Source organism: Polaribacter aquimarinus, from assembly GCF_003129485.1.
Lineage (GTDB): Bacteria > Bacteroidota > Bacteroidia > Flavobacteriales > Flavobacteriaceae > Polaribacter > Polaribacter aquimarinus.
Window position 1 is genome coordinate 518874 of sequence record NZ_QFFG01000002.1, and the last position, 19279, is coordinate 538152.

Sequence of the window (19279 nt, forward strand, 5' to 3'; positions counted from 1 at the left end):
AAAAAGAATAAAGCTGAAATAAAAGTAAAACAATGAAAAAGAATCCCCTAACTTACATCCTACTACTTTTTAGCATCACAACTTTCTCTCAAAAAGTGACCCTATATGGAGTTATAAAAGACAGTTTACAAAACCCATTATCCTATGCCAATGTTATTGCAAAACCTAAAGATGTATCTAAAAATCTACAATTTGCCATTACAGATAATGAAGGCTACTATAAATTAGTATTAGCAAAAGGAGATACCATTACCATTAGCATTTCCTATTTAGGGTACAAACCAATAAATTATGAGTTTGTTGCATTAAAATCGACAAAGAAAGACTTTGTATTACAACAATCTTCAGAACAATTAGACGAGGTGGTTATAGAAATGCCAGTAACTGTTAGAGGAGATACCACCACTTACAATACTCAAAAATTTATAGACGGTTCTGAGCGTAAACTAAAAAACGTACTCAAAAAATTACCAGGTGTAGAAGTAAACAAAGATGGTAGTGTTACAGTACAAGGGAAAAAAGTAACTAAAATGCTGGTAGATGGTAAAAAGTTTTTTGGGGGCAGCTCTAAATTGGCGGTAGAAAATATACCTGCAGATGCTGTAGATAAAGTAAAAGTAATTGACAATTATAACGAAGTAGCTTTTTTAAAAGGACTCACAGATTCTGATGATATGGCTATGGATATCCAACTCAAAGAAGATAAAAAACGCTTTGTATTTGGAGATTTAGAAGCAGGTAAAGGCAATTCAAATTTTTACAAAACAAGTGCCAATTTGTTTTATTATTCACCTAAAACCAACGTCAATTTTATTGGAAATATCAATAACATTGGCGAAAAAACCTTTACATTCAGAGACTATATGAGTTTTTCTGGAGGTGTAAATGCTATTTTTAGCGGAAACTTTAATTACAAAGGCGGAGATTTTTCGCAATTTCTACAAAATCGAGATGTAGTAGAAAGTCGACAAAAATTTGGGGCATTGAATATTACAAAAACCACATCTTCTAAACTAGATGTTGCTGGGTATTTTATTTTTTCGAATTCTGATATTAAAAATGCTATAGAAACCCAAAATCAATATGCAACATTAACAGAAGACAGAACAAATACCACTGTAGCAGACAATACGTTGGGTATAGGTAATCTAAATGTAGAATATACACCAAATGACAAAGAAAAATGGTATGCTAGAACTCAAATAAAAAGAACGAATAATGCAAATGAAAATAGTCTTGTTTCAGTTGTAGCCGCAAATACGAATACGATTGGTACAGATAGAAATTTGATAGCGACTTACATCAACCAAAATATAGAATGGCATAAAAGACAATCAGACAAACACACGTTTTCATCTATTGTTAATTATGTTTTTGATAAGAATAACCAAAACGCTTTTTGGCAAACTCAAGATAATGCGTTTAATGGCTTAATTCCGATTACTGAGCAAAGTCTATATCTCATTAATCAAATTAAAAATACCACAACACAAAATATAGATGCCGTTTTTAAACATTTTTGGGAGGTAAACAACAACAATCATATCTATACAACTATGGGTAACAAGTTATTGTTAGAACAATTTTTTACTGATGATAGCCAAACCTTAGATGATGGAACTACCAATAATTTTGCTCAAAACGGATTTGGAAACGACCTAGATTTTAAATTGAACGATTTGTTTGTAGGAGTACAGTATAAGTTTAGAACTGGAATTTTTACCGTAAAACAAGGTGTTTTTGCTCATAATTACAATTGGAGTTTACATCAGCAAACACAACTCGACCAAAATAAGTGGGTGATTTTACCTGAGTTTTTAGCAAAAATTGAGTTTAATAAATCAAAAAAAATAACAATTAACTATAATTTAAAAACATCTTTTTCTGATGCTAGCAGGTTTGCAAATCGGTTTTTCTTACAATCATACAATTCCGTTTTTAGAGGAAATGAGCGTTTGCAAAATAATCTATTTCATGCAGCAAGAATTTATTACAGCAGGTTTAGCTTATACAGAGGTTTACTCCTTTTTTCTTCTTTAAGTTATAACAAACAAGTAAAAGGAGTGAGAAATACAGTTCAATTTGACACCAATAACACAAACCCTGCACTGAGAGTCAATCAATTTTTAACAGCGCAATTGTTTGACAATCCATCAGAAAGTTTACGAGGAAATATTCACTTAGAAAAAACCATAAAAGAGCTTAAATACAAATTTGATGTTGGTTTTTTTAACAATCAATATTTACAGCAAATAGATAATGTTTTGCAAACCAATAAAAATAAAAATTACGATTATGAGATTGCTATTGAAACCTTGTTTGATGATTTCCCGACTTTAGAAATCGGATTTAAACAAAATGTTGGTAGATTTATATCTAGTAATAATACCTCAAAGTTTACCACCACATCACCGTTTATTAATGTTGATTATGATTTTTTAGAGGGCTTTATTTTTAACTTCGATTACACCAAAAGCAATTATCAAAACAAAACACTCAATCAAAAAAATGTATATGAAATAGCCAATGCAACGCTATCGTACAGACAAGAAAATAGTGCTTGGTCTTTTAAACTGAAAGCACAGAATTTATTTAATGCTCAATTTAAACAAAGCAATAGCTTTAACGACTTTTTAATTTCAGACAGAAGAACCTTTATTTTACCCAGAATTTTGCTGTTTTCTATTGGATACAATCTATAGAATTTCTAGTCTTGCATACTTCGTACTGAATTTACTTCCGCCCAAAATCAGCAGGAATTTCTCCCCACGCTTTGGTTTCCCATTTAAGAATTGGGTTTTTAAAAGAGTTCACTTTCAACCATTTTTCAGCTCTTTTTATCAGTTCTAACAAGTCTTTGTTAGAAGCATCAAAATGAATGTTGGTTTTGCAACGTTTTTGTTTAATCCAACTCATGGCAATTTTAGAATCAGAATAAATTGGAATATCTTCTTTATTTCTTTGTTTTAGAAACGCTATTCCATGAACCAAAGCTAAGAACTCGCCAATATTATTGGTTCCTTTATTAAAAGGGCCTTTCTTAAAAATTTCTTTTTTGTCATGTGTTAGAACACCTCTATATTCTAGTTTTCCAGGATTTCCAGCACAAGCAGCATCAACAGCAATACTTTCTAAAATAGGCGAACCACATTTTGCTTTCTCTGCTTTAGTTAATGTTGGTTTTTTGGTGTTTTTACCTTTATAATCTTCGTATTTTTTAGAAGAAGCAACTTTAGCTTCATTCAAATTGGTAAAAGATTTGTATTGAGCGCCTTCAAAACCATCAATTTGTTGTTTACATACTTTCCAAGAAGAAAAAACACCAGTTGTTCTCCCTTTCCAAACTACATAAAACTTTTTTTTAGGCATTTTAATATAAAATTACTTCTTCTATTACTTTAGGAAAATACTTTTGTTCTAGAATATGAATCTTTTCGGCTATTTTTTCAGGAGAATCTTTGTCATTTAGTGCTGTTTTTGCCTGAAAAATGATGGCTCCTTCATCATAATTGGCATTTACATAATGAATTGTGATACCTGTCTCTGTTTCATTATTTTCTTTTACAACTCTATGAACGTTCATTCCATACATACCTTTTCCTCCATATTTTGGCAATAAAGCTGGATGAATATTTATGATTTTATCAGGAAAAGCATCAATAATATTTTGTGGAATTTTCCATAAAAAACCAGCTAAAATGATATAATCGGCTTCTTTTTGTAATACATTTAGTATAAAATTAGAAGTATAAAAATCTTCTTTTTTAAAATGTAAGCAGTTTACATTCAGATTTTTACATCTTTCAAAAACTTTGGCATGTTCATTGTTACACAACACTTTAGTAACAATAGCTGTCTTAGTTTGATTAAAATACTTAATAATGTTCTCTGCGTTCGTTCCAGAACCAGAAGCAAAAACAACAATACGCTTCATATACTATAAATCTAGGTTACAAAAAAAAGAATAATTATTAACAAATTGATTATTTTTAAAGGGAGATTAATTATTTTTCTTTACTTTTAGTAATCATTTTTCGGACAAAAATTAGTTATAATTGTAAAGATTTGTATTTTTGCCCCGATTTAAATTTTAAAAAACAAAAAATTATGTCAGACATTGCATCAAGAGTAAAAGCTATTATCGTAGATAAATTAGGAGTAGACGATAATGAAGTAACAACAGAAGCTAGCTTCACAAATGATTTAGGAGCAGATTCTTTAGATACTGTTGAGTTAATTATGGAATTCGAAAAAGAATTCGATATTCAAATTCCAGACGACCAAGCTGAAAATATCGGAACAGTAGGTCAAGCCGTAAGCTATATCGAAGAAGCAAAAAAGTAATATTTATATGCAGTTAAAACGAGTTGTAGTCACTGGACTTGGCGCATTAACGCCAATAGGTAATAATATTGAAGAATATTGGAACGCCCTTGTTAACGGAGTTAGCGGAGCAGCACCTATAACACACTTTGATGCTGCCAAGTTCAAAACTCGTTTTGCATGTGAATTAAAGAATTTTAATGCGACCGATTTTATCAATAGAAAAGAGGCGCGAAAAATGGATAAATTTACCCAGTATGCTATGGTTGCTTCAGATGAGGCAATCGCAGATGCTAATTTAGATTTAGAAACCATTAATAAATTACGTGTTGGCGTAATTTGGGGAGCTGGAATAGGAGGTTTAGAAACTTTCCAAAATGAAGCTATTAATTTTGGTGCTGGAGACGGTACACCAAGATTTAACCCATTTTTTATCCCTAAAATGATTGCAGATATAGCACCCGGTAATATTTCTATTAAAAATGGATTTATGGGACCTAACTATACAACAGTTTCAGCTTGTGCTTCATCGGCTAATGCAATGATAGATGCTTTAAATTATATTAGATTAGGACATTGTGACGTTATTGTAACAGGTGGCTCAGAAGCAGCGGTAACTCATGCTGGTGTTGGAGGGTTTAATGCAATGAAAGCCTTATCTGAGAGAAACGAAAGTCCAGAATCAGCATCAAGACCATTTGATGCAGAACGAGATGGCTTCGTTTTAGGGGAAGGAGCAGGAGCAATTGTTTTAGAAAGTTACGAACATGCTAAAGCTAGAGGAGCTAAAATTTATGCAGAAGTTATTGGAGGAGGAATGTCATCTGATGCATATCATATGACAGCTCCACACCCAGAAGGAATTGGTGTTATTGCTGTGATGAAAAACTGTCTTGAAAATGCTGGCATTAATCCAGAGGATGTAGATCATATTAACACACATGGTACTTCTACACCTTTAGGAGACGTTGCTGAATTAAAAGCAATTTCAGAAGTGTTCGGTGAACATGCTAAAAATATCAATATCAATTCAACAAAGTCTATGACTGGGCACTTATTAGGTGCAGCTGGTGCTATAGAATCTATAGCTTCTATTTTAGCAATGAAGCATAGTATTGTACCACCAACAATAAATCATTCGACTATAGATGATAATATTAATCCAGAATTAAACTTAACGCTAAATAAACCTCAAGAAAGAGAAATTAAAGTAGCTATGAGTAATACATTTGGTTTTGGAGGTCATAATGCTTGTGTTGCATTCAGAAAGTTAGAAGATTAATACTCTATGAATTTTATTCGTAAAATAGTGAAGCCTCATAAACAAGAGGATGCTGAATTATATATCGAATTAAAAAAACTTCTAAAATTCTCACCTAGAAAAATTAACAAATACAAAAAAGCATTTACACACAGATCTGTGCAAATGTTAGATAGAAAAGGAATACCTATTAATTACGAACGCTTAGAGTTCTTAGGAGATTCTATTTTAGGCTCTGTTATTGCTGCTTATTTATACAAAAAAGTTCCTTCAGGTACAGAAGGATATTTAACACAAATGCGCTCTAAAATTGTAAGTAGAGAACATTTAAACGAACTGGGTAAAGATTTAAATTTAATCCGGTTTGTAAAAAGTAATATAGATCAAGCCAATGTTGGCGATAATATCCACGGAAATATTTTCGAAGCACTAATTGGCGCAATTTATTTAGATAGAGGGTACAATACTTGTCAAAAATTTATCTATGAAAATGTAATAATTCCTTATGTTGATATTGAAAAATTAGAAGGAAAAATTACAAGTTATAAAGGACTTATCATAGAGTGGTGCCAAAAACAAAAGAAAAAATACGCTTTCGATACTTATGAAGACTCTGGTAATGAGTCTGTTAAGCACTTTAGTGTTAAGATTAGTATTGATGGCGAACAAATTGCTAAAGGAAGAGCAACCTCTAAGAAAAAAGCAGAAGAACAAGCTTCGAAAAGAGTGTATTACGCTTTTCAAAACCAAATAAATTTAACTTAATAAGCGATAACGTTTTCGTTAAATTAACACAAAACTCGTAAACTAATTCGTAATTTAGCTAACTCATAAAAACTATAAGTAATTATAATTTATGCAGGTATATGCTTTAGAATTAGATGATTTTTGTGAAGAAGAATATTCTTTAATTGGAATCCATTCTACCTTAGAAGACTATAAACTTGCGTACCTACTTAACAAAACTTTAAAAACAAAGTTTTATAAAGCCAAAGAAGATTTAGAATTTACTAGAGAAAAAAAGAAAGCTTCATTTTCTATTTATAATTACGAGAACATAAAATATGGTTACGATTGGTTTTTAATAGCAAATAGCTACAGAAGGGAAAACCAAACAGTATCTAACGAGTTATTATTAACATCAGAAACAAAGACATATTTAATTCCTGAAAAGAAAAAAGTAGATTTTTTTTTAAAAATATGTGGAGAATCAGAATATGAATTTGTAATGAAAACTGTACAAAAAATTAAAAATATTGATAATGTTATTACGGCATATTCAATAGATAAAAACACTTTAAAGTCGAAAGACTTTTTAATATTTTAATTATATGATTGATTATAAAAAAACAAAAATAGTTGCAACATTAGGACCTGCAACAGATAGTAAAGAAATTTTAAAAGAATTAGCAAAAGAAGGAGTAAACGTATTTCGTATTAATTTTTCTCATGCAAATTACGACAATGTAAAAAAGACGGTAAAAACCATTAAAGAAATAAATGAGGAAAATGGATATAATGTTGCCATTTTAGCCGATTTACAAGGACCAAAACTTAGAGTTGGTGTAATGGAAGAAGGTGTCGAGTTAGCCGATGGAGATATTTTTACTTTTACAACTGATGAATGTACAGGAACCAAAGAAAGAGCGTATATGACCTATCAACGTTTTCCAAAAGATGTAAAAGTTGGAGAACAGATTATGGTAGATGATGGAAAACTTTTGTTTGAAGTAATCTCTACAAACAAAGAAAATGAAGTTGTGGTAAAAACAATTGTTGGTGGACCTTTAAAATCTAAAAAAGGTGTAAACTTACCTAACACAGCAATATCACTTCCTGCTTTGACAGAAAAAGATAAAGAAGATGCAATTTTTGCTTTAGGGCAAGAAGTAGATTGGATTGCTTTATCTTTTGTGAGAACCCCAGAAGATTTAAGAATGTTACGAGATCTAATTGATGAACATTCAGAATATAGAGTTCCAGTTATTGCTAAAATCGAAAAACCAGAAGCGGTTGCAAATATGGATGCTTTAATTCCATATTGCGATGGATTAATGGTAGCGCGTGGAGATTTAGGAGTAGAAATTCCGATGCAAGACGTTCCTTTAATCCAGAAAAAATTAGTTAGACGTGCAAAAAGAGCAAGAATTCCTGTAATTATTGCTACTCAAATGATGGAGACTATGATAGATAACTCTGTACCAACAAGAGCAGAGGTAAATGACGTAGCAAACTCAATTATAGATGGTGCAGATGCAGTAATGCTTTCTGGAGAAACTTCAGTAGGGAAACATCCTGCAAGAGTTATTCAAAAAATGGCAGAAATTATTAAAGCTGTTGAGAACTCTAGAATGATAAAAGTACCTCATGAGGCTCCGCATATTAGAACCAATAGATTTATTACAAAATCTGTTTGTCATCATGCCGCTTTAATGGCTAATGATATTGATGCAGCAGCAATTTCTACATTAACTAGAAGTGGTTATACTGCTTTCCAGATTTCTGCTTGGAGACCACAAGCTAAAATATTAGTTTTTTCTTCAGAAAGAAGAATTTTAGGGAAACTAAATTTACTTTGGGGTGTTAAAGCTTTTTTCTATGATGCCAACTTAACGACAGATGCAACAGTGGTAGACATTAACAAAATATCTAAAGAGAAAGGATTTGTTAAAGAAGGAGATTTTATGATTAATCTTACTTCTATGCCTGCTGAAGCGCAGGGTATGGTAAATACTTTACGTGTTTCTGAAATAGAGTAGAAAACAAAATCTATAAAACATAAAAAGCATTCTTAATTTTTTAAGAATGCTTTTTTTATAACTTCACTTTTTTTGAGATTATAATAGCATCGTTTGTTACAAAAGGCATTGGCATCATTTTATCAGTTCTTGGGGTTAATATAAATTTGGGGTTTTCTAATAAATCATAATAGATTTCATTTAGAATAATGTCAAATTCATATTCTTTACTAACACTAAAAGAAAGCGTTACCGCTTTATCTTGATTTCCTATATGATATATCAAGAAAGTTCCTTTTTTTACTATGTAATTTTTACCATCATTTACCAAAACATCATTAACCTTAAATTGATGCAATTTGAGTTCTTTTTTAGTGATAAACTCTAATTTATTTGCCTTTTTTTCTGAAGAAATCGATATTTCTATAAAACGTTTGTTACCAATTACGGTGTCTAAATCTAATGTAATTTCTGATGATTGAAGGTTTTTAAAATCGGTTTTTTTATGATAAGTAAAACGAGTATTATATTTACTTCTAGTTTCTGCATTTAAAATGCTTCCTTTAGTTGCGTTTTCATCAAAAATTTGTTTGGTATATTCATCTAAAGTATGGTTGTAAGTTCCATAATAAGCAGTTTTATCATCAGAATTCTGAATATAAACCAAACTGTTGGGTTTCTTTTTATCATAAGAAAAACCACTATTATAAGTTGCTAAACCAAAGAAAATAATTGCAAAAAAACCAACAGTTTTTTGCATCCAAAAATTTTTGTTTTGATGAAAAGTAAGAATCATCAATCCAAAAACTAAAACGATAAAAATGGCACTGACAAAGAGTATTTTTAATCCTAAACCTACTGGAAACATTTTTACTAAAGGCGCAAAAATGTAGATGGTTGGTACTGATATAATAGTGAATAAAATTCGTTTCGATTTTTCTTCTAAATCCATAAAGATGGCTAATGTTAAAATGGCTAAAGCGCAAAAAACAGGAATAATAAAAAAACCAGCACCTTTTAAAGAACCACTAATTAAAAAGTTGATAATTAGCCAAATTAGAATGGGAGCAATTAATAAATCAGTTGTTTTTTGGTGTTTATGGATGTATTTGTAACATTTAAATAATATCCAAAGATTTAAAAATACAAAAGCAGTAATGTATTGATATCCATTATACGTAAATCCATGCAACATATCTTTATATTCTGGGTGAATCATCAATATTAATTTCCATAATCCGAAGGAAATTCCTCCACATAAAAGGATAGACATAAGAAAAATGCCTAAACCTTTTATTATCCCTTTTAAAGAAAGTTTTCTTTTTGTTATTCCGAAGAAAATCAATACTAAAAAAAGAGCAACTGCAATAATTAATAAGGGGGTTACCCAAGTAAAAGGAAAAGTTAATAATCGGATAAAAGGAAAATTCACATAGACAAAATCTTCTTCTGAATTTAGATTAGACAAGTCTGAATTCGCAAAATAATTCACTGTGGTAGTAAAATAATCTGCTTGATGTAAGAGTGTTTCTCTGTCTAATCGTTCATATGAATCTTGTGCTGTATGATAGTCAAAGTGATCTCCAATAAAAGCGAAATTAAACCCATTAATATTAGCTTCTTCTCTAAAAACGGTTAAATCGGTGTCGTTTGGTAGTTTTTTATAAATACTGTACATTAAAGAATTTGCAGCAGGATAATTGGGTTTTGCAGCCAAAAATTCACCTAATAGTTTGCTGTTTTTTCCATTGGTTTCCATTAACATATAACTTGGGCCACCACTACCTCTAGCTTCAAAATTTAAAACCAAACCTATATCTTTTACCCAAGAATGTGCGTTTACAAAAGCTTTTGCGCCCAATAATCCTAATTCTTCAGCATCAGAAATAAGAATAATAATATCATTTTTTGGTTTTGTTTTCTTTGCTAAAAAAGCTCTAATACCTTCTAAAATAGTAACTACTCCAGAACCAGCATCACTTGCTCCTAAAGCTGAATGTGGGTTAGAATCGTAATGTGTTAAAAGCAGTAAAGCTTTACCATTTTCAGAACCCTTAATTCTTGCTAAAATATTTTCTGAAGTTGTAGCTGCAAACCATTTTTTATTAATGGCTGTTTGGGTTTGAATTTCTGTTTCTAAACCCATATTTTGCAATTCTCTTACAATATAATTTTGTACTTCTTTATGATTTTTAGAACCAACATGATGTACTTGAGTACTAATATTTTTTAAATGAAATAAAGCATTTTCTAAAGAAAATTCAGTTTTAGAAGTCGATTTTTCTGATGGTAATGACGGTTTCATGTCAGAAAAACTCCAATATACAACACCAAGAATTATAAGAACAGAAACAAGCGTGGAAAAGGATTTCATTTATTTTGTTTAATTTTTATAAATGTAAGAAATAAAAAAAACTTATTGTAAATGTTGTATAAGACAGAAATTTTGGTAAATTTAAAATCAAACTAAAAACGAACTATTATGGGAATCAAGAGCTTTCAAGGAAAAAGAGATACAAGTCAAGGTAAAGAAGAAGCACAAATTTTAGTGTCTGATTATATGACAAAAAAATTAATTACTTTTAAAGCAGAAGATTCTTTAGATCATGTAATTCATCAATTAATCACCCATAAAATATCTGGTGGTCCTGTAGTAAATGATAAAAATGAATTGGTTGGTATTATTTCTGAAACAGATTGCATCAAACATATATCTGAAAGTAAATACTATAATATGCCATCAGATAGAAATAATACTGTTGGAAAATATATGGTAACAGATGTTGATACCATTGATAAAAATATGAATATTTTTGATGCTGCATTTAAGTTTATTTCATCTAGAAGAAGAAGATTTCCTGTTGTGGAAAATGGTAAATTAATTGGCCAACTAAGTCAGAAAGATGTATTAAAAGCGGCAGATAATGTTAAAGGAAATACTTGGTAGAAAATTTCTATAACCTCTTTTTCGATTTAATATTTGGTAGATCTGTAATAATTAATTTCTGTTTGTCGGAACTTTCTAATTCAACAATTTTAGAGTAAGAATATCCGTCTATGGCCTCTTTTAGGCTTTTCCATTTTGCAATACCTGCCACTGTAATTTGTTCTCCAATTTCTATAACAGCTTCAGAGTATCTAAGCGTTTTATTAAAACCAAAGAAACCTTCACTTTTAATATTGTAATGGTTTAGCAGTGTCTCAAATTTTGGAGTTGGGTCTTTAAAGGTTCCAGAATTGGTTTTTTTATCAACGACTAAATGGCTTAGATAATTCTTAGGATTTTGATTGGGTTTTACAATTACAAAATCGCCATTTTTTTCTAAAAAGAATTCCTGAGCTTTTTCTTCTTTGATAATAGTTCTCCAATATTTATTTTTTCCACTACTCTTTTTTTGCTCAATTTTTATTGAATAGAAAATACACTTTCTTTTACTATAAGGAGCTAATAGAGGCGTTTTTACATGAAGTGCTTTACCTGTAACCCTTGAGAACTCATTAGATTTTAGACTCATAATTCTTTTGTCTTGAAGTTTAGAAAGGGTTCTTAAAACTTTCTGTTTTGAACCAAAATAATAAGAAATAAAGATTAATACGATAGCAACAGTAATGAAAATAAAAATGAGAATTGAAGAATCAAAATTAGAAGTTAAAAAAATCATAGCATATTGTTAATACATTTATAGGTATCAATAAGAATATAAATGTTACAAATTAATCTCTTCTAATTAGTAAAAAGGTTTCGTTTTCTAAGGGCAAGTAGCCTTGATCATAGATATAAAAATAAGTGTTTCCTGTTTTTGTGGTATAAATAGAAGTTAAAAAATTAAAATCAAAACCTTTATCGTATAGTTTAGTTCTAGACACTTTTGTTTTTCCTGAAGTATTTAATTCTGATAATATTTTATAATTTTTTCGGAGACGATTATTAATATTTCTAATTAGGTTTTTACTGTCTTTATTTACTTTATTGTTGTATGCATTTCTACAATAATCAGAACAGAATTTTTTATCAATTCTACCTTTAACAATTTCATTACATTCTAAGCACTTTCTATTTTCCATAGTTTTCTTTTTTTAGTTCATACCAATTTACTTTTATAATATTTTGCTCATATTTATAGTCGAATTCATTTACAAACTGCAATCCAATTTTTTGTAAAATCTTGTTAGAACCTATATTTTCAATATCAGCTGCTCCATAAATAACATTGTAATTCTTTTTTGTAAACCCATAATTTAAACAAGCAACAGCAGACTCTAGACCGTATCCTTTATTCCAAAACCTAGGAATAAATCGATAGCCAATATCAATAAAATTTTGATAACCATTTAAAGCTTCCTTTTTTCCTTTATTTAATTTTAAACCAGACCAACCCATAAATTCCCCAGATTTTTTTTCGATAACTGCAAAACGGCCAATTTTAAATTCTTTGTATTGTTGTCTAATAAAATTTATGTTTTTTTTAGCCTCTTGTTTTGTTGAAATAGGATTTCTCCCCAAATAGTGATGTACTTTAGCATCCGAATCTAACTCAAACATTCCATTAACATCGCTGTCTTGAATCTCTCTAAGAATAAGTCTTTCTGTTTCTAAGTAGAATTGCATAGATGTCAAATATAGGCATAATTATACGATTACAAACGTTTACAAATAATTACAACCGAAAGTAATTGTTTTGTAACCGAATAAAAATGTGATGGTATTGCAACTTTGCAGTGTTGAATTGAACTAATGAAATTCAATATAAATAAAAACTTATCTTATGAATGCGTTAAGAAACAAAGTACAATTAATTGGTAGATTAGGTCAAGATCCAGAAATTTTAACCTTTAAAGATGGAAACAAAATGGCAAAATTTTCCTTGGCAACAGATGACAGTTACAAAGACAAAGAAGGAAACAAAGTTGAGCGTGCGTATTGGCACAATATTGTAATAAAAGGAGGTCTCGTAAACATCGTAGAAAACTATGTAAATAAAGGTCAAGAAATTGCAGTAGAAGGAAAATTGACTAACAGAACCTATAATACAGAAAGTGGAGAAAAACGTTATGTAACAGAAATTTTAGTGAATGAGCTATTGCTTTTAGGAGGGAAATAATTAAGGGAAATTTGCTATGAAAAATGAGGTCGTCTAAAATGTAATTTTAGACGATTTTTTTTAGATCCAAACTCAATTTCGCAACTAGCATTAACTCAGATTTATTAATGTTTGCAACAGAAGCAGCAATTTTTCCAGCAGTTTTTATGATAAGACTGTTTATTTCTTTTGTAAATAAAGAGGGAAAGGTTTTATGAGTTAACAAGAAATGGTAAAAACTACAGAAGCAAAATCTCTGGAAAAGAACCAATAAGAATTTTAAATTAATTTGGTTAAGCCTTAAATTCTAGAATTCATTTATCAGTGTTAAAAAGAATAAAAATTGGTGATTTTATTTAGACAAAGCTATAAGTGTTGTTAGGTTTATTAATAATCTACCAAAATAAAAAATGATTACTTCACTTATTAATAACTAAACAAGTGAAGCAATCTTTATAACCTTTGTTATACTAATTCAAAGCAGAATTTCCCCTCAAAAGACTATTGTTTTACGAACCTTTTAATAGCACTTCCCCTCTTTGTTATTACTTTTACAAAATATATAGCGTTTGATAATTTCTTGATATTTATTGATTTAGTGGTTGTACTTTCTATTACACGTTTTCCTAATAGGGAGTAAACTTCAACTTTGTTAATTTCAAAACTACTAGTAATAGTAATGTTGTCTTTTGCTGGGTTTGGAAAAACTAAAAAAGAGAAATTCTTTTCTAATTCGTAATTACTTAAAGTGTTGATTATAATATTACCAATTGTTTCGGGAGTTGAAGCAACATTGACATTATTAGTATTTGAAAGCGTAACCTTTGTAAAAGTAATTGGATATGTATCTAAAGAAATATCAGAGCTAATTGAAATTGGCAATTTTAAAATTGTTCCGTCTCCAACAGGTAATGTTTTAGAAGTTAGGGAAAAAATTAAAACTCTATAAGTATTTCCCGATAACTTATTGGAACTTACATTGAATCCATCTAACCTTGTTGTACTTTCAATATCACTTGGGTTAAATGTAACCCCACTTGGTAATTCAACATCAAACTGCATTCCTTTTATAATGTTATTATTTTTTAGCTTAATTTCTAGTTTATTGTTAGAATCTGGGGAAACTGTCAAATCTTTGATAAATAAATAATTAAGGTCTGTTTTACTATGATTAATTGTTGATTTAGAAGAGGTGTTACTACCTAATATAATATCTTGAATTTCTAAAATATCGAGTACATTTATTGTATTATCAGTATTCAAATCCGCTAAAGCACTATTAAAATTACTTGGAGTATTTCCAAAAATATGGTCAACAACACCAAGAATATCTAGAATGTTAACTACTAAATCGCTGTTTACATCTCCTTGAATACCGCTTTTCACAGTCACAGTACCATCAGCAGTACAATTGGATGCTATATTATCATTATTTACATCTGAGATAATTTTATTAGTAATTGGAATCTGATATTTACCTTCTGTAACACTCTTGTCAATGTAGATTGGTAAGGTTAACAGAGATTGTTTGTTAGTACTTATTACAGCATTATTTAGAGAAAATGCAATTATTCTTATAGTATTACTATTGATATAAGAACCTGAAACTTGAAAATTATCTAATAAAGGTGACTTTTTAAGATCTGGAATTTGAAATGTAAACCCAATAGGTATTTCAACATCAAATTGAAACCCTTTTAGGGTCTTTGAGTTTTCTAAAACTATTTCTATGTTATTTTTAGTTGCTTTAAAAGCATCTGTATCTTTTACAAAGATACAATTTGTATTGTTAGAGTTGTCCTCAGAGGTTTTTTCAAATCTTTCGTCATTTAAATCAGGATCATTACTAGGTCCTCTAGTAGCTTTAATTGATGTTGAGCCAGATTTAAAGAGGTCAATTCTAAAGTCGTAAATTCCTCTAGCGAGTTCACCGTTAGCACCACCAATATCAATATTGTAAGAGTTTGAAGCAACACTAGAAATGCTAAAATTATTGGTTGTTTTGTATAGGCTATAATTGTTTGAGTTGTATAATTTTCGGTAAATTCTAGCGTATACAGTAGCAGTTCCAGAGCTCACAGAAGGTCTAAAGACCAGTCTTCCTGAACTACGATAGCCATCTTTATCATTATCGACAATATTTGTCCACGAGGCAGATGTTATGTTAAATGTTTGTTGAGTTGGATCCTCAGAGGTTTTTTCAAATCTTTCGTCATTTAAATCAGGATCATTACTAGGTCCTCTAGTAGCTTTAATTGATGTTGAGCCAGATTTAAAGAGGTCAATTCTAAAGTCGTAAATTCCTCTAGCGAGTTCACCGTTAGCACCACCAATATCAATATTGTAAGAGTTTGAAGCAACACTAGAAATGCTAAAATTATTGGTTGTTTTGTATAGGCTATAATTGTTTGAGTTGTATAATTTTCGGTAAATTCTAGCGTATACAGTAGCAGTTCCAGAGCTCACAGAAGGTCTAAAGACCAGTCTTCCTGAACTACGATAGCCATCTTTATCATTATCGACAATATTTGTCCACGAGGCAGATGTTATGTTAAATGTTTGTTGAGTTGGATCCTCAGAGGTTTTTTCAAATCTTTCGTCATTTAGAATAGCTTTTGAATTAGCGTTTTCAAAATCTTTAACTACCTTGGTGTTAGCATCAACTAAATCAATTCTAAAATCATAAATTCCCCTGTTAAGAGAATTAATATCTACACTATAATATCTATTAGTGTTACCAGAAATACCAATATTACCTGTCTTTTTATAAAAAACATATCTTGTTGATGATGATAGTTTATAATAAATATTTGCATAAATTGTTGCTGAACCATTACTAACATCAGGATTAAATTCTAATTTTCTTGACCTATCATATCCATCATTGTCTTGATCTATTTTATTAGTCCATCTTAAATCTTTAATATTATATATAACGTTTTGACTTTGTTTCTTTAAAAACGAACTATTAAATCCAATTTCTTTAAAAATTAGACTTTTTTTCTCAACTTCTTGAGCAACTGAAAAGATTGATAAAAACCAGATAAATATTGTAATTTTCCTCATAAAAATAAATTTTCAACTAAAGTCAAAAACAAATCTCAAAACCTAGTAATTAAAAGAAAGTATAACAATACTCAACAATGAGTAAATTTACTACACCAAATTACGCGATGTTGCAAACTTTATCAACTCTGAAGAGTTATGGCAGCCCGTTTTTTCTAAAATTTTTCTACGATAAGTATCTACAGTATGTCTGCTAATAAAGAGTTTTTCGCCAATAGCTTTAGAGTTTAAACCATTGGCAAGTTCACGAATAATTTGTAATTCACGTTGGCTTAAATCTATTTGATATTTTGTCGTAAAACGTTGCAAAGCAATTTTAAGCTCGTCAATAGAAATCGGTTTTAACAAGTAATCAAACACACTAGTCTTAATGGCTTTAATAGCATAATGGTCGTGTGCAGAAACAAAAATAATTTTAGTATCAATAGCTAATTTGTTAATTTCTTCAGCAATTTCTATACCCGATTTTTTGGGCATTTCTATGTCTAGTAAAACCAAATCGGGTTCGTGTTTGGTAATAAAGGCAACTCCTAAATCGGCATCTTCGAAAACGCCAATAACTTCTACTTCTTTAAAGTTGGTTAGTAATATTTTTAAACGGTTTAAAGAACGGGTTTCATCGTCTATTAATACAGTTTTTATTTTACTCATAGCGTTTAATTTTTGGTATTGGGTGTAATTTTGATAGTTACCAAAACCCCTTTTATTTCAGTTTCGTTTTTTAATTCTTGCACTGTATGTTCAATCTTTGTTTTGTATCTGTTTTCGTATAAATTAAAAATTTTATTCATAATTTTTAATCCATTTCCTGTTCCTTTATGATTCTTTTTGTTGGCTTTGTTAAAACCAGCACCATTGTCTTGAATCTGAATAACAATTTGCTGTTTTATCTTATCTATTTTAATTTTTAAATTCCCTTTTTCTTGAGAAGGTAAACCGTATTTTAGTGCATTTTCTACATAGCTAAAAATGCTATGTTTTGGAATTTTAAAAGATTTGTCAATGTTTTTGTCTACAGAAATGGAATATTCAAATTGATGATTAAAACGGATTTGCTGTAGTTTGATAAAGTTTTCTGTATAGGTAATTTCTTCTTTAAGAGTGGTAGAAATTTTATCTGAATGCTCTAAAGTACCTCGCATAAAATTAGAAAAACGACTGATAAAACGATCTATTTCTAGTTTGTCATCCATCAAAGACATTTCGCTAATGGTATTCATTGCGTTAAATACAAAATGAGGGTCTACTTTATTTTTAATTGTTTTTAATTGTAAATCTGCAATTTCCTTTTCAAGTTTTCGTTTACGTTGTTCACGAATTTGTTGCCCTTTTGCAATTAAAAAAGTGAGTAACAATACAAAACCATAAACACCAAAATAAAAAAGAAAACGAACTGGATAATAGGGGTTTAAGACATAATTATAATAGAACACACCACTCTCTAAATGAATGAATATTTGAGAGTCAGTTGCATTTGGATAGCGTACTCCTATTTCTACCAATTTTGTTTTTGATGTTGGGAGTGAAACAGACACGGCATGTTTTAAACTTTCATCATAAATTGTTAGTGTGTACACATTGTTATCATAAAGTATAAGTTCTTTTCTATTGTCTTTATTGATATCATAAGTATAGTATGAACCATAATTTCCTCCTACATATATTTCATCGATTTGATCTAATTCATAATTAAAAACTCTAATTTTTCTATTTAATTGATCTAAGGTTAAAAATTCATCGTTCTTAACTTTTTTAATTTTGGAGTAATCACAATTGTCCAAAATTTTCTCTAAAACAATCTCTCCTTGAGTATTTTGTTTGAGTAGTTTTGAAGTTCCTTTCTCTTTTTCTTTTGAATCAATTAATGAAATGATAAATTTTTGTTCATTTTCAATAATCCCCTTTTGATATAATGTGCCAATAAATGGATAAGCCTTGGGTTCAAATAAGAAGGTTAAATTATCGTCCAAAAAGTTCATCCAAATCTTAGAGTCTGATTTTTTAGTGAAGATAGAATCGATAGTATTTGCAGTTGCATAAGAACCTAAAAATATTTCTGCTTTTCCATCATCATCAACATCAAAAAAATCAGAAATTCCAAAAGAATTGGTTAAATGAGGAGATTTAAGAATGGTTTTTGTTGTAGGGTCATATCTATATACACTTCTTGGATTTCCACCATATCCAACACAAATGCTAAAGTGAACATACTTTTTAGGGTAGTTTAAATTATATAAACTACTGGGTCTTCCTCCTCTAAAATGATAGACTCCATTAAAAGGAGTTATGGCATCAACAAATACCTTTTCTTTTACGGGTTTTTCCCAACTAATATGTTCTTGAATAGTTAAAAAAATAGAATCATTAGATTTTGTAAGGATATAAATCTCTTTGATATTATTGGCATTAGTATCTTGAAACCAAGCTTGTTTATCCAAATCAAATTCAGTATCTAGGTTAAATTGATCTATTAAATCTCCGTTATCATGAAACAACATGTAACTAGCCTTTTTAGTTTCATTATTGTTAATTAAAATAACTTTTTCGCTTAACCCATCATTGTCGATATCTTCATAAAAGAAACGACTATCTTTAGTGTTAAATTTCTTATCATTACCTTCAATCAAAAGATACTTGTTAAAATAATTAGGAAGTAGCAACAAAACACCAATTGTGATACAAAATGAAATCACATAAGGGTTTAATAGATAATCTAAGAAGTTAAATTTTCTTTTTTTCAAAAGTTGGGTCATGATACCTTATAAAATTAAGAAAACTTCTAAAAAGTTACATTAAAAATGTTAAAATCT

The 19279-nt window shown here is 29.6% G+C and carries 17 protein-coding genes; 8 read left to right on the forward strand and 9 right to left on the reverse strand.

Going from position 1 to position 19279, the window contains the following annotated elements:
* The first annotated feature begins 32 nt into the window (after positions 1–32).
* Complete coding sequence (locus DIS07_RS05855; RefSeq protein WP_109404292.1) at positions 33–2702, forward strand: carboxypeptidase-like regulatory domain-containing protein; 2670 nt, start codon at positions 33–35, stop codon at positions 2700–2702.
* A 31-nt stretch (positions 2703–2733) separates the two neighbouring features.
* On the opposite strand, the gene DIS07_RS05860 is transcribed toward DIS07_RS05855, so the two are convergent.
* Positions 2734–3369, reverse strand: coding sequence for a ribonuclease H1 domain-containing protein (locus tag DIS07_RS05860; protein ID WP_109404293.1), 636 nt, complete (start codon positions 3367–3369; stop codon positions 2734–2736).
* A 1-nt stretch (position 3370) separates the two neighbouring features.
* The gene (purN, locus tag DIS07_RS05865; RefSeq protein WP_109404294.1) at positions 3371–3934 is read right to left on the reverse strand and encodes a phosphoribosylglycinamide formyltransferase; all 564 of its coding nucleotides are present in this window, start codon (positions 3932–3934) and stop codon (positions 3371–3373) included.
* A gap of 173 nt (positions 3935–4107) precedes the next feature.
* Between purN and DIS07_RS05870 the strand changes: the two genes are divergently transcribed.
* From DIS07_RS05870 to pyk, 5 genes are all read left to right on the forward strand, one after another.
* Positions 4108–4344, forward strand: a complete 237-nt coding sequence (locus tag DIS07_RS05870; protein WP_004569249.1) for an acyl carrier protein — start codon at positions 4108–4110, stop codon at positions 4342–4344.
* A gap of 7 nt (positions 4345–4351) precedes the next feature.
* The gene (gene fabF, locus DIS07_RS05875; RefSeq protein ID WP_109404295.1) at positions 4352–5605 is read left to right on the forward strand and encodes a beta-ketoacyl-ACP synthase II; all 1254 of its coding nucleotides are present in this window, start codon (positions 4352–4354) and stop codon (positions 5603–5605) included.
* Between the two features lie 6 nt (positions 5606–5611).
* A complete protein-coding gene (rnc, locus tag DIS07_RS05880) occupies positions 5612–6349 on the forward strand; it encodes a ribonuclease III (protein ID WP_109404296.1) in 738 nt (245 codons plus the stop codon).
* A 91-nt stretch (positions 6350–6440) separates the two neighbouring features.
* Complete coding sequence (locus DIS07_RS05885) at positions 6441–6911, forward strand: IPExxxVDY family protein (protein WP_109404297.1); 471 nt, start codon at positions 6441–6443, stop codon at positions 6909–6911.
* A gap of 4 nt (positions 6912–6915) precedes the next feature.
* Positions 6916–8343, forward strand: coding sequence for a pyruvate kinase (gene pyk / locus DIS07_RS05890; RefSeq protein WP_109404298.1), 1428 nt, complete (start codon positions 6916–6918; stop codon positions 8341–8343).
* A 55-nt stretch (positions 8344–8398) separates the two neighbouring features.
* Here pyk and DIS07_RS05895 read toward each other — a convergent pair whose 3' ends face one another.
* On the reverse strand, positions 8399–10696 hold the full coding sequence (locus DIS07_RS05895) for a M28 family peptidase (RefSeq protein ID WP_109404299.1): 2298 nt from the start codon (positions 10694–10696) through the stop codon (positions 8399–8401).
* A 108-nt stretch (positions 10697–10804) separates the two neighbouring features.
* On the opposite strand from DIS07_RS05895, the gene DIS07_RS05900 reads away from it, so the two are divergent.
* A complete protein-coding gene (locus DIS07_RS05900; RefSeq protein ID WP_109404300.1) occupies positions 10805–11269 on the forward strand; it encodes a CBS domain-containing protein in 465 nt (154 codons plus the stop codon).
* Between the two features lie 7 nt (positions 11270–11276).
* Here the strand turns inward: DIS07_RS05900 and DIS07_RS05905 are convergent, their stop codons facing one another.
* From DIS07_RS05905 to DIS07_RS05915, 3 genes are read right to left on the reverse strand one after another with little or no spacing between them, the layout of a single operon-like run.
* The gene (locus tag DIS07_RS05905) at positions 11277–11984 is read right to left on the reverse strand and encodes a hypothetical protein (protein ID WP_109404301.1); all 708 of its coding nucleotides are present in this window, start codon (positions 11982–11984) and stop codon (positions 11277–11279) included.
* Between the two features lie 52 nt (positions 11985–12036).
* Entirely contained in the window at positions 12037–12387 is a 351-nt protein-coding gene (locus DIS07_RS05910; protein WP_109404302.1) for a hypothetical protein, read from the reverse strand.
* Entirely contained in the window at positions 12377–12931 is a 555-nt protein-coding gene (locus DIS07_RS05915; RefSeq protein WP_109404303.1) for a GNAT family N-acetyltransferase, read from the reverse strand. Before DIS07_RS05915 ends, DIS07_RS05910 begins: the two co-directional genes overlap by 11 nt.
* A 157-nt stretch (positions 12932–13088) precedes the next feature.
* On the opposite strand from DIS07_RS05915, the gene DIS07_RS05920 reads away from it, so the two are divergent.
* Positions 13089–13424: a single-stranded DNA-binding protein gene (locus DIS07_RS05920; protein ID WP_109404304.1), complete on the forward strand. Its 336-nt coding sequence runs from the start codon at positions 13089–13091 to the stop codon at positions 13422–13424.
* A gap of 480 nt (positions 13425–13904) precedes the next feature.
* Here DIS07_RS05920 and DIS07_RS05925 read toward each other — a convergent pair whose 3' ends face one another.
* The 3 genes from DIS07_RS05925 to DIS07_RS05935 all read right to left on the reverse strand — a co-directional run bounded on the left by DIS07_RS05925 (position 13905) and on the right by DIS07_RS05935 (position 19210).
* Complete coding sequence (locus DIS07_RS05925; RefSeq protein ID WP_109404305.1) at positions 13905–16469, reverse strand: choice-of-anchor H family protein; 2565 nt, start codon at positions 16467–16469, stop codon at positions 13905–13907.
* Between the two features lie 90 nt (positions 16470–16559).
* On the reverse strand, positions 16560–17120 hold the full coding sequence (locus tag DIS07_RS05930) for a response regulator transcription factor (RefSeq protein WP_109404306.1): 561 nt from the start codon (positions 17118–17120) through the stop codon (positions 16560–16562).
* 5 nt (positions 17121–17125) lie between these two features.
* Complete coding sequence (locus DIS07_RS05935) at positions 17126–19210, reverse strand: sensor histidine kinase (protein WP_181374549.1); 2085 nt, start codon at positions 19208–19210, stop codon at positions 17126–17128.
* Between the last annotated feature and the right edge of the window lie 69 nt (positions 19211–19279).